This is a genomic window from Arthrobacter sp. Dra40, from assembly GCF_059091905.1.
Genome location: NZ_JBNHHB010000169.1, coordinates 1 through 11,221 on the forward strand (window position 1 = coordinate 1; position 11,221 = coordinate 11,221).

General features: G+C 57.9%; 10 protein-coding genes. 1 reads left to right on the forward strand and 9 read right to left on the reverse strand.

What is annotated here, in order from left to right; all coding sequences use genetic code 11:
- From AC5RWT_RS29395 to mptB, 9 genes are all read right to left on the reverse strand, one after another.
- A partial coding sequence (locus AC5RWT_RS29395; RefSeq protein ID WP_494083286.1) for a CDP-glycerol glycerophosphotransferase family protein occupies positions 1-3,007 on the reverse strand: 3,007 nt, incomplete at its 3' end.
- 215 nt (positions 3,008-3,222) lie between these two features.
- The gene (locus tag AC5RWT_RS29400; protein ID WP_494083287.1) at positions 3,223-3,684 is read right to left on the reverse strand and encodes an FAD synthase family protein; all 462 of its coding nucleotides are present in this window, start codon (positions 3,682-3,684) and stop codon (positions 3,223-3,225) included.
- 86 nt (positions 3,685-3,770) lie between these two features.
- Positions 3,771-4,670 carry a glycosyltransferase family 2 protein gene (locus AC5RWT_RS29405; RefSeq protein ID WP_494083295.1) on the reverse strand — a complete coding sequence of 300 codons (900 nt, stop codon included), beginning with the start codon at positions 4,668-4,670 and terminating at the stop codon, positions 3,771-3,773.
- Positions 4,671-4,675: 5 nt separating this feature from the next.
- Positions 4,676-5,500, reverse strand: a complete 825-nt coding sequence (locus AC5RWT_RS29410; protein ID WP_494083288.1) for a CDP-alcohol phosphatidyltransferase family protein — start codon at positions 5,498-5,500, stop codon at positions 4,676-4,678.
- Positions 5,497-6,525 (reverse strand): glycosyltransferase family 2 protein, encoded by a 1,029-nt coding sequence (locus tag AC5RWT_RS29415; protein ID WP_494083289.1) that lies wholly within the window; start codon positions 6,523-6,525, stop codon positions 5,497-5,499. The genes AC5RWT_RS29410 and AC5RWT_RS29415 overlap by 4 nt, the downstream gene beginning before the upstream one ends.
- 44 nt (positions 6,526-6,569) lie before the next feature.
- Positions 6,570-7,328 carry an ABC transporter ATP-binding protein gene (locus tag AC5RWT_RS29420; protein WP_494083290.1) on the reverse strand — a complete coding sequence of 253 codons (759 nt, stop codon included), beginning with the start codon at positions 7,326-7,328 and terminating at the stop codon, positions 6,570-6,572.
- A 16-nt stretch (positions 7,329-7,344) separates the two neighbouring features.
- Complete coding sequence (locus tag AC5RWT_RS29425) at positions 7,345-8,193, reverse strand: ABC transporter permease (RefSeq protein ID WP_494083291.1); 849 nt, start codon at positions 8,191-8,193, stop codon at positions 7,345-7,347.
- Between the two features lie 84 nt (positions 8,194-8,277).
- On the reverse strand, positions 8,278-8,706 hold the full coding sequence (locus AC5RWT_RS29430; protein ID WP_494083292.1) for a DUF3224 domain-containing protein: 429 nt from the start codon (positions 8,704-8,706) through the stop codon (positions 8,278-8,280).
- A gap of 33 nt (positions 8,707-8,739) precedes the next feature.
- Positions 8,740-10,272 (reverse strand): polyprenol phosphomannose-dependent alpha 1,6 mannosyltransferase MptB, encoded by a 1,533-nt coding sequence (mptB, locus tag AC5RWT_RS29435; RefSeq protein ID WP_494083293.1) that lies wholly within the window; start codon positions 10,270-10,272, stop codon positions 8,740-8,742.
- Positions 10,273-10,482: 210 nt separating this feature from the next.
- Here mptB and orn point away from each other — a divergent pair, with 210 nt between their 5' ends.
- Positions 10,483-11,097 carry an oligoribonuclease gene (orn, locus tag AC5RWT_RS29440; RefSeq protein ID WP_494083294.1) on the forward strand — a complete coding sequence of 205 codons (615 nt, stop codon included), beginning with the start codon at positions 10,483-10,485 and terminating at the stop codon, positions 11,095-11,097.
- Positions 11,098-11,221: the final 124 nt, after the last annotated feature.

Consider the following 11,221-nt stretch of genomic DNA (forward strand, 5'->3'; position numbering starts at 1 on the left):
CCAGCAAGACAGTGTCTTTCCCAAACCGATCATGGAATCGTACAGGATCCAGGGGCCACTCGAACCCGAAGCGCCCGGCGTTGGTTGGTTGGTCATCACGAAAGGTCGGCGCATACAGAATCACGCGTGTTCCTGGGCTGATTCCAAGGCGCCGCCGAACAGTAGCTCTCACGTCCTCGGCTGCATCGCTGACCAAGACATCATTGCGCGGATATCCCAACTCAAATACCGGCCCTTTGTAGGCATAAGAAGACCGCATTGCCTTCGTTGCATACGCACTCGGTGACAAAAGAACATTCCACTGAGCCGACGCTGTCAGCACTCTTTGCCTATATCCGCTGTCACGACCAAAGAAATTCTCCTGATCAAGGAACATGCGCTTGAGCGGAGTTCCATGCCAAGTTTGAATATATACGCCGTGCCGCCGACGGTGAATATAATGAGGAAAATTGTGATTATTCACCCAGTACTTGGCGCGCGCCAAGTGCCAAAAGAAGGCGGGTGAATGCCGTTTATGTATTACTGTGTAGTCATCACGAACAGGGAGTTGCTTGTTGTAAATCCAGACCTTCTTTCGAGTGTCGCCGCGGCGAATTAATTCCTCATATATTGCGCGCGGGCTATCCCCAAATTGCTTGCCCTGCCCGCTCTCGAACACGATTACATTGGGATCCAGAGGGAGTAAACGGAAGAATCGATACAGGGACTTCATGAAAGGCAAGTAATATTTGTGGCGCCTGGCTACTCGGCCTGCCGCGATTGCCAGTTCACTTCCAAGGACTGCACCCAAGGGGTCGCGCTTGACGGTGAGTTCAGAAATAGCTCTGAAGGCTCGCTCGTTGTTGCTACCGTCGCGATGCGAAATAAATCGACTTGCGCGTTCTCGGTAATGGGCTTCCATAGTCATATCGTTATCGAACACCCGCTGTAATTCAGCTAGCACTCCGTCTTGATGATCGACAACTGCTCCCGGAAGCTCCGCCAAGGGGTCGGCGTGCGGAGCAGGAAAGCGGTGAGCGTCAAACTGGTAGTACACGACGGGACGATCTAAAAACGCAAAATCAAAAGCGACGCTAGAGTAATCGGTTATCATAGCGGCGCTTTCCTTCATCAGGTGCTGAACATCTACTTCACCTTGTATCACGACACGTATGTTTTCCCCAGAGAAATACTTGCTAAATTGCTGCATATTGGGGTGCAAACAGAAAACTATATTGGCGTCATGAGACCGTGTCATGTCTGCCAGGACAGGGCTTTGCAGAAGCGCAGTCCACCGCTGGTAGTAGTCTGACTCGGTGAAAGTATCCGGGTCCTGCAGCCATGGTCGCCATGTCGGCATGATGAGAATCTGTCGCGGCCTCATGGGTACGTCCCCAGCAAACAATGCATCAAATCGAGTGAAGCCGGTTACGGCAACCTCCCGGGGAGAATAGCCGAAATCTTGTACGAAGAACTCTTTTTCTCGCTCGGAACACACAAGAATCAAGTTCGTCTTAAAATCACTGACAAATTTGCCGTAGTTTGGAACCATCCATTTCGCGCCAGTGACGCCGTGCTGGAGAAAAACCAATTCTGCTTTGACCTTGCGCTCAAATGCAGGCGTTCGAATCGGATACAGAAAACCTGGGTGATGCGTCCCAATGACCCTGTCCGCTTGTAGAACTTTGTCTATGTGTTCCTTCGATCTGTAATCGAGCACATGATCGTATCCTGCAAGGTTTCGGCGTTCAGGGGAATCGGGTCGGATCACATAGTAGGCGTCAATTTCCGGATGATACTCGCGCATATAGCGGAAGAAATGCAGACCGTTGTCCTGAGCCTTGTAGGGCAACTCGCCGATCACCCAAATAGGCTTCTTCTTGTCCCGCCGTAGCCGGCCTGGAGACGCTGCAAGCATTCGTTGCAGGTGCTCATACGTCTCCTGCTCAAATAGCTCAAGGTAGAGGGAGGGGTTCTTCGCCTTAAAGGTGTAGTAAGGGGTAACGGAGAGCGTCTTACCAAGCCGTGTCACCGAACTGCCGACGGAACGGCGGCGCACGAGGTACCTGCTCCTTCCAACTCGCCGCCTGTAACTGCCGTCCGAGGTCGTGCTCGTCAGCTCCAAGTACACGTCGGCTATATCGTCGGATACCAGTCCCGTTTGTACATCGTTCGCAAAGTCGTAGGTCGCGGTGAAGTAATACCGTCGAAGCCCGAAGTGACGCCGTGTATTTTCGCTATCAAACCTTAGGCGTACGGGAACTTGTGCACGATATCCAGACGTTCGTCCGAGCAACAGCATAGATGCTTCACGCAGGTCCCCATTGCGCGTAAAAACTTTACCGTGAACTCGCAAGACTCCGTCTATGACTTCGAGTCCGTCGTTGCGAATGCTGGCGAACTCCGGAAGGGTTGCATTAACTAGAATCGAAAGAAAGCCAAACTTGTTGATATAAGTAGTCATGAGGTCTTCGCCAAAAGCGACCTCGCCCAGTCCGGTTATGTCCGTCTCTGTGGCACGCCCGATCGGGTATCGGTATCTCCGTTCGCCGTCTGACTCCTGAATATCCGTTGCATATTTCGGAGCTTTCGGCAAGCGTTCCGAGACTTCAACGTAGATCTTAAATTTGAACGCCGGCGAATTCTTGGCACCATCGCTCAGCCTCCGGTGCCGCTCAATCCATGGCAGAACGGCGGCGTAGACCTCTGATAATTCTAAAAGAGCCTCAAACTCCCGCTTGCCTTCCGGAGCCGTATCATCTGAAGAAGGTGTTTCCAGTACACGCCCAATACTTACCCAATCACCATCGATACGACACCACAGGTTGGAAAGTGTCCTGGCGTGATCGACAGCAAGCGACAACTGGAGCTTCTCGGGGTTTCCAGTCGCCTGAACGATCGACAGATCGCGCAAGACACCTTCAACAGCGCCCGACTTCGTGGCGCTTGGCTGGATTTGCTTGCGAATTTTCAAGGAACGTACGACTGCACGCTCAAGCGAACGTCTTAGTTGGAATGCTTTTGGCAACTTCAAATCCTCTGGTTAAACACATAATTCGCCGTCAACGTCATCGAGTCAGCTAGCTCGGGTTCAATCGCACAATGGGGTTTCTCGACTCATTCGTGAATTATCGTGTAATCACAATTCGCTGGCGATTGTTTCGGCAGTAACACAACTGTGGACTGTGGCGCGGTTAGGACTCCACCGATGTGTCTTTCCTTCGTGCTCTCCGTAGATGGCTTCTAACTCAGTTCTTTAACTATTTGGCTTATGCTATCCAAAGTGCGCTTCAGTTCTTCGACATGCCGTTCGTCGAAGGCACTCAGGATACGCTTCATCTCAGTGGTCGAGATGCCGCTAGTTCGTGGAAGGTAGACAACCTCGACGCGGTCCTCCAGGTCGTCGAATTTGCCCTTCCAGTCCTCCCCAATGCCAAATATGTCTACGTCGTAAGTTTCAATGTCCTCGCGCTTCTGGCTCCAGCGGTCTTCGGGGACGGCCAAATCTACGTAGCGGATAGACCGCACGATCTCAATCCGTTGGTCGAACGGAACAATAGGCTTCTTGCCTTTGATGGCGTTGAACTCGTCTGTGGAGACACCGACGATCAGGCGATCCCCTAGCTCCTTCAGGCGTCTGAGAACGTTTAGGTGACCGATATGGAACAAATCAAATGTTCCATATGTGAGAACTGTTTTACCCACACTGCTCCTCAAGTTTGCCTGTAATTTACCCATTCAGTTTAGGCCACGGGCTAGATGAACTCTGACACCTACCCCCTTCGCGTGGCCTACATCACTGGCAAGCGACCTGCGGCACCCATCCGAAACAACGTGGACCACTTCAGCTTCCGATGTTCCTCGTGCGGCCCCCACGGATCTAGTGTCCAACCGGCGCGCCAGCCGGCAAACCAAGGGTTGAGCTGGGCGAGGTTGCGCCGCGAGCGGAGGATCTGGACAAGCGTCCATGCGCCTACATAGGCCCAGCTGAACGGCCAGCGTAGATTACGCCGGGCCAGCCAGACCCGGTTGCGGGCGTTCAGACGGTAAAACTCTTGGTGGCGCCGAGGATCGATGACCGGATGGCCCGCGCGAAGGTCTCCGGCATACCATGTTCGGAATTCTGTGTCCCACACGCGCCAAGCAAACTCAATGCCTTCGTGCGCGTACCAGAATGTCGAAGGCCACCCGGGAGTCTTATCGAACACGTCCCGACGCATGGCGATCGCCATCTCCACCACGGAGAAGACGTTGCTGGAGTGGTAGGGGCTCCCCTTGCGCAGCCTAGGAATCCAGCGCTGCGGCGCATCAGGATATTCTGGATCCTCGATCCGCGGCTGGACCATGCCGATGTCCGGTTGCTCCTTGAACAGCTTGGCGCAGCGGGCAAGGAAATCGTTATCAAGCAGCCAGGCGTCGTCGTCAAGGAAGAAGAGGTACTCCCCTGCCACGTGGGGAACTCCGGTGTTTCTTCCGGCGGGGATGCCAATATTCTCCTCGATATGCAGCGTCTTGAAGCCGGCTGGCACGTTTTCCGGATCCCAGCCGTTGCCGACGACTACGACATCCAGCTTCACCCCCTGCTGGCGTTGCAACGATTCATATCCCCGTTGCAGTTCAGCAGGGCGCGTGCCCTGAGTAAGAATGACCACCCCGAAGGTCGGTTCCTGGAGGCTCATGTCTTGTTGCATGCCGCTCACTTCCGCAGCCTAGGCGAAGCCATAATGGCGACGAAATGACCGAAATTCACGAACAGGACCGCGGGCACCAAGACGAATAGCAGCCAACGCTCCCCCATCACCTGCTGGCCTGCAATCAACGACACGATGGAAGCAGCCAGCACCAGCAGACTCATTTCGACCGAATGCAGTACGCGGTGGAAGGGGAGGAAACGGGCTAGGCGGCGGAGCTTGCCGACCATGGAAGAAGCAGGAACAGCTTTCGCTGCCGCAGTATCCGGGAGCTTGTCCATCCCTGCCAGAGCGCGGGACGCGTGCACCATCTCGTTTTGGGCCTTGTTGAGAACGATCAGGAATGCCAGCACAGCGCCGAGGAAAAGATACAAGTATGCCTTTCCCGGGTCGCTGCCCAGCAGGCCGAAGTCTCCAAGGCACCGGAATCCCAAGGCGATGGGGATCAGCCCCTCGGTGGTGTAGTGGCCGATCTTGTCGAGGAAGATTCCTTTGGGGCTTTGCGTGCCGCGCCACCGCGCTACTTCCCCGTCGCTGCAGTCGAAGTAAAGCTGCAGCTGCGAGAAGAAGACCGCGAGCAGCGGCCCCCAGATCCCGGGTATGAGAAGGGCTGCGGATATTGCCCACCCTGACAGGATCATCAAGCCGGTCACGCCGTTGGCCGAGATCGGTGTTCGGACCAAGACGCTGGTGAGGTAGATCGAGATATGCCGGAGATAGAGCTCGGCTGTCCAGTGTTCCGCGTTTTTCCTGCTCCGGACTTCCGGCGGCTGGGCTACGGCCCGCAACTGCTCCAGCGTGGGGCGCGCCGGCCGCTGCACGGCCGTCACGAACTTCTCCGGCTGGTGTCAACTGTGCCTGCCGCCCCTAACAGCCGGCCGCGGAGATACCCCAGTCCCCAACTGATGTGGATTCCTGGCAGCACCGCCAGCAGCCGCATGCGTTCGGGCTTGCCAAGGTCGCCAGCCATACTGGCAGAGGCGTAAGTGACGCCGGCTGCGTACAGCGCGGGGACGGCGGCTGCTCCCCCTGCCAGGAGCCGCAGGCTTGCTGGCCACGTCTTGGCTTGGCCAGTGGCGAGCATGGTGGCGGCGGCAGCGCCGACGCTGAGGGCAGCAACCAACACCGGCGGCAGGAAGTGCCTCACGGACTTTCCCTCCTTGTGCCGGTTGGCCAACTCTGCACGCCAAATCCCTGCGGCGTAGAACTGCCGGACCAGCTTCCCCCACTGAGCACGCGGCCAGTAGACGACCCTCAGCTTCGGATCGAACCAAACGGTGTAGCCGGCCCGCCGCAGGCGAAGGCACATGTCCCAATCCTGCCCCCGCCACAGCGTCTCCTCAAACATTCCGACTGCGTCAAAGACCTCGCGCCGGAAGACACCCAGATAGGCAGATTCCGCCGGGCCCTCCGGTGCTCCGCTGTGATAGGCAGCCCCACCAAGCCCCACTGGCGAAACATAGGCGGCTGCGACTGCCCGTTGAAAGGGAGTCTTGCCGCGGGCGTCCATAAGCCCACCGACATCTGCTGCACCGGTTCGCCGAAGGGTTGCCACTCCGCGCGCCGTGTAGTGGGACTCAAGTTCTGTATGGGCATCCACTCTGACGATGACGGGATGGCTAGAGGCTTCGAGGGCCAGATTCAGTCCGGCCGGGGTGCGGCCGGTGGGGCTGGTGACGCTTCGTAACCGCGGTTCCCGCGCCTGCAGGTCTGCCACGATCCGGTTCGTACCATCCGTTGATGGCCCCAGCGCCAGAACAACTTCCTTCGGCCCGTCGTATTGCTGGTTCAGAATGCTGCGGACCGCGTCCTCAATATGCGCTGCCTCATTGAGGACGGGCATGATGTAGGACACGCCAGGACACTCCTCCAATGGAGGCAAGACGGATGCAGAAGCCACTATTTTCGGGACTCCTTGTAGGCGTCCACGACTTCTTTCGGGTCGCCATCCATTTCCAAAACGCCTTTGTTGATCCAGATGACCCGGCTGCAGGTATCCAGTATCGATTTCATCGAGTGTGAGACAAGGAAGACGGTGCCGGCGTTCTCCCGGATTTCACGGATGCGGGCCTCGCTGCGTGCACGGAAGCGCTGGTCCCCCACGGCCAAGGCTTCGTCCACGATTAGGATCTCGTGCTGTTTCGATGCGGCGATGGCGAATTTCAACCGCGCCTGCATGCCCGATGAATAGGTCCGCATGGGGAGGTCGATGAAGTCCTCCAATTCGGCAAACTCAACGATGTCGTCCCGGAGCCCATTGATTTCCTGCTTGGAGAATCCGAGCGCCAGGCCACCGAGCTGTATGTTCTTCTCTCCGGAAAGGTCCGGAATTAGAGCCGCCCCCACTCCGAGCATATTGGGACGTGACGCTGCGTAGACTGCACCCTGAGCCGGAGGAGTCAGACCTACAAGGGTGCGCATTAGCGTGGACTTACCGGATCCGTTCGAGCCGATGACTCCGATGGATTCGTTTTCGTAGGCGGTGAAGGAGATTCCCTTCAAGGCGTGGACTGTTCGGAGCCTGCTGGCTCCCCGCTGCAGCAGCGACCGCCCGGTGCCCTTCACAGGCTTTCCGCCGGCATGGACGTGGTACTTCACATGCAGATCGTCGACCACGACAACGGGCTTGCGGGCGGCATCGGTCGCATCTGTGCCCATTAACACTTCTCCAGTCTTAGTCGACTCGGCCATACCGCTCCTCAGCTACCCAAAAGAACAACACTCCGGCAACGAAGACCGCTACGGACCAGACGGAAAAGTAGAGCCAGTACATCGGATCGTAGTCCATTCCCGGCATGAGAATCCCTCGGGCAATGGAGATGATTTCATGCAGCGGGTGGAAGTCGAACAGAGCGACGGCCCAAGGGTGGTGTTTCAGAATCCGGTCGATCGCGAACAATACGCCGGAGGTGTAAAAGAGGATCCGGGTGACGAGTGGGAGTAACTGGGTCAGGTCCCTGATGTGGACCGTGAGTCTGGCGCCGATCAGGGCTACCCCCAGGTTGAACACCGTGAAAATGGCAACCAACGGAATGATCAAGAGCCATTCCACGCTGATCTGCGCACCCAAAATTAGGATGTACACGAACATCACGGCCAGCATCGGCACCAGAGTCATGAGTTGCTGAATCACCGTGGAAACCGGCAACGTGATCCGCGGGAAGGCCAGTGACTGTACTAGGGCGCCGTTCCCTGTGATCGATTTGGCGCCGTTGTTCATGGAGTTGGAAAAGAACTCAAAGAGGAATACGCCGATCACCACATACATCGGGAAGTTCTCCGGCCGGCTGGCCCCTTGCAAGATACCAAAGATCAGCCCGTACATCAGGGCGTTCAACGTCGGCTTGATGAAGACCCACAGCATGCCCAACCGGTTGCGCTGGTTGGAGGCTTCGATTTTGTACTTCGCCATGGCAATGGCGAAGTCACGACGGGTCCAGGCTTCCGCAAGGTAGCGGAAAAGCGAGGGGCGGGCACCGACTCGGTGGAGGCGGTTTTCGCTCGCATATTCGGCAAGGCTCATGCCAGGTGGTTTCCCTTACTCACGATGGATGGCAGCGTCGCCACCCCTGAGGGACCGGCGGTGCACCTACCGAGTTTAGTTGATTCAGCTGCGAACCGCGGATTCGTCCTCCCGGAAGAACACGCGCAGTTCCAAGCTATGCTGCCCAGCAGCGTCTTGCGAAAAAATGGCCTTCCCCACAATTCCTTCGAGCGCGCCTGTCCCCGATCCCGGGATGATGTGCCCGTCGCTGACAGCTACTTCGCCTTCAGCCAAGCCCCAGTGCTGGATCACCATCGTTCCTTCGCGGCCGTCCACAGAGCCCGTGAACACTTCGGACGCCACGTAGCCGGCACCGGTCCCGTTACCCGCCATCAGCAGTTCAGCCCGGCTGGTTCCTGTGATCAATCCGTCAAATACCTTGGTTACTCGCACACGGCTCAGATCGGAGTTCGTTCCCTCGACTTCATAGGGTTCCGGCACCCAATCGGTGACGTCGAAGTTGGCCGCGATGATGTGTTCGGCGTCAGTCACAATGTCTTGTCTCCTAGATCAGTGCCGAGCGCGTCAGAAGAGGCGCTGGTCCTCTGGGTCAGCGTATTTCTTGCGGAAGAGTTGGCGGGTTTTCGGGTCCAGGAAGACCAGATAGAGGGCGAAGGCAACGGCCACAATGCAGGCCAGAAGCCGGGCCATGTCAAGGTCGAATTCGATGTACGGGAAGATGTCCAACTGGTCGGTGATCGCGTAGATCATCAGGAAGGACGTCACTGCGTAGACCGTCCGGACCTGCCAGTCGTTGCGGATGCCAGTGGCCGCAAAGAGCGGCAGCAGCCACACGATGTACCAGGGCTGAATCATCGGGCCGAGCAGAACCACCGCGGCCAACGCGAAGGCCAGGCGTCGAACAATCCGGTCGTAACTGCCGCGGAACATGGTGTAGAACACGACGAGCACGGCAACCATCTTGCCGGCCGTGTACACGGCCGACTGCACCGCCGCGCCGTCGAGCCCCAATCCACCAGTGACCAGTCCCAGCAGGATCCCCAGCAACCCGACCGGGGCATACCAGATCATCAGGCCGGCTCCCTGCTGGCTGAGGGCGCCAACCCAGCCGAAGCCGAGACCGTTGATCACGCCGAGGATCGCCAGCAATCCGAAGGAAAGTCCTGCGGTCATGGTCCAGTAACCGAACTTGCGCGGCCAGCTTGCTCCCTTGCCCGCCCACAGCAGACCGATAAACGGCAAGAATATCAGCGTTATCGGCTTGATGCCGATGGAGAGTGTCACCAGCAGGATTCCCAGCAGCACCCGCCGGTTTGCGGCGTAGTAAAGGCCGGCCAGGGCGAGTCCCAACATCAGGGCGTCGTTGTGGATGCTGGCGATAAACGTGGTCAGGAACAGCGGATTCGCACACGCCAGCCACAGAGCGCGATTCGGATTGATTCCATGTAGTTCAGCGAGTTTCGGCCCGTAGTAGACGCACATCGCAGCGCCGGCGACGGCAAGTATCCGGAACATGATGATCGAATATTCCGGGTGTCCACCCGTCAGCCAGACGATGAACTCTTCCAACCACAGGAAGATCGGCCCATAGGGTGTTGGGCTGCGTGCCCAGAGGTCGTCGGCACCTGTCTGCAGATAGTTCTGCAACTGGTCGTACCCATCCACGTAAGGATTAAGGTCGTTGACCATGACTTTGCCTTGCGCGATGTAGGCGTAGACGTCGCGGCTGAACAGCGGAATGCACAGCGCCAAGGGCGCGCCCCACGCGACGATCGCGGTCAAGGTGGCGCGGCGCGCAGCGGCTCCCCAAACAGTGAACTGTTGTCCTAGCCGCAGCCAGGCCCGCACCAGGATCATCCCTCCGAGGGCCAGCAGGACGACTGAGAGGATTACACCGACCAATTCCACCCGCAGGAAGATCAGCAAGGGCCAGCGCCTCAGCTCGGACACCGAAGCCAGCCACCCAACGCCCAGTGACCCCAGGAACATCATGAATGAACCTACGGTTCCCTCTACGATGCTCCGGGTAGACCGTTCCTTGACGACGCTTCCGCTGCGTGAGCTGGAAGGTTCAGTCGCGGGTCTTTGGGCGGTCATCGTTTAGGCGGTCCAATCACTCCGGGGTCAGTACACCTGGTCCGGTGCGGCGCTTGCCGCGGGGGTGGTCTGCACGCTTCAGAACGGTCAGTCGCAAGCAGCGTGGGCCGGCACAGCTGCAGGCGGTGCTCTCTGCATGTTAGCACCGGGCTCTCGGCAGTCCTTGCTCTCTCCCCGCACGCCAGCAGCATGACGCGATACATTTGTCGGGTGCCAATCTCTAACGAACACATTGTCTGGATCGACTGTGAAATGACCGGGCTGGACCTCGGCGCGGATGCGCTCATCGAGGTCGCCGTCCTGGTGACTGACTCTGAACTCAACATTCTTGGGAACGGGGTCGACGTCGTCATCAAGCCCAGCGCGGAGGCTTTGGCGCAGATGAACGACTTTGTGCGGACCATGCACACCACGTCCAAGTTGCTGGACGAGCTTCCGCACGGCATGACAATGGCGGAAGCCGAAGACAAGGTCATGGAGTACATCACCGCGTGGGTTCCGGAGCCCCGCAAGGCGCAGTTGGCCGGCAACTCGGTCGGTACCGACCGCACGTTCCTGGCCCGCGACATGCCGCGCGTGATCGAGCATCTGCATTACCGGATCATCGATGTTTCCACGATCAAGGAGCTCTCGCGCCGGTGGTTCACCCGCGCCTATTTCCAAGCACCGGCCAAGAGCGGAGGGCACCGGGCGCTGGGCGACATTAAGGACTCCATCAACGAACTCCGGTACTACCGCGAGGCCGTCTTCGTCCCCTCCCCGGGCCCGGATTCAGCCACAGCTAAGAAGATCGCCGCTGGTATCAGCGCGAGCTCTGCAGATTAGATGTTAGGTAGGCCACTTTCCCGCCGAGAATGGTCTAAAGTGGCAAAAGCCCGATGAAAAGCATGTAAACTAGTCTGCGTTGCCTTACTGGTTGGAGACCGGCAGGAACCGCTTGAGCGGGGCC

Bases quoted from the DNA above. Each gene is read 5' to 3' on its own strand.
- AC5RWT_RS29425 (WP_494083291.1), bottom strand. From the start codon at position 8,193: ATGAGCCTTGCCGAATATGCGAGCGAAAACCGCCTCCACCGAGTCGGT.
- mptB (WP_494083293.1), bottom strand. From the start codon at position 10,272: ATGACCGCCCAAAGACCCGCGACTGAACCTTCCAGCTCACGCAGCGGA.
- AC5RWT_RS29420 (WP_494083290.1), bottom strand. From the start codon at position 7,328: ATGGGCACAGATGCGACCGATGCCGCCCGCAAGCCCGTTGTCGTGGTC.
- AC5RWT_RS29405 (WP_494083295.1), bottom strand. From the start codon at position 4,670: ATGCAACAAGACATGAGCCTCCAGGAACCGACCTTCGGGGTGGTCATT.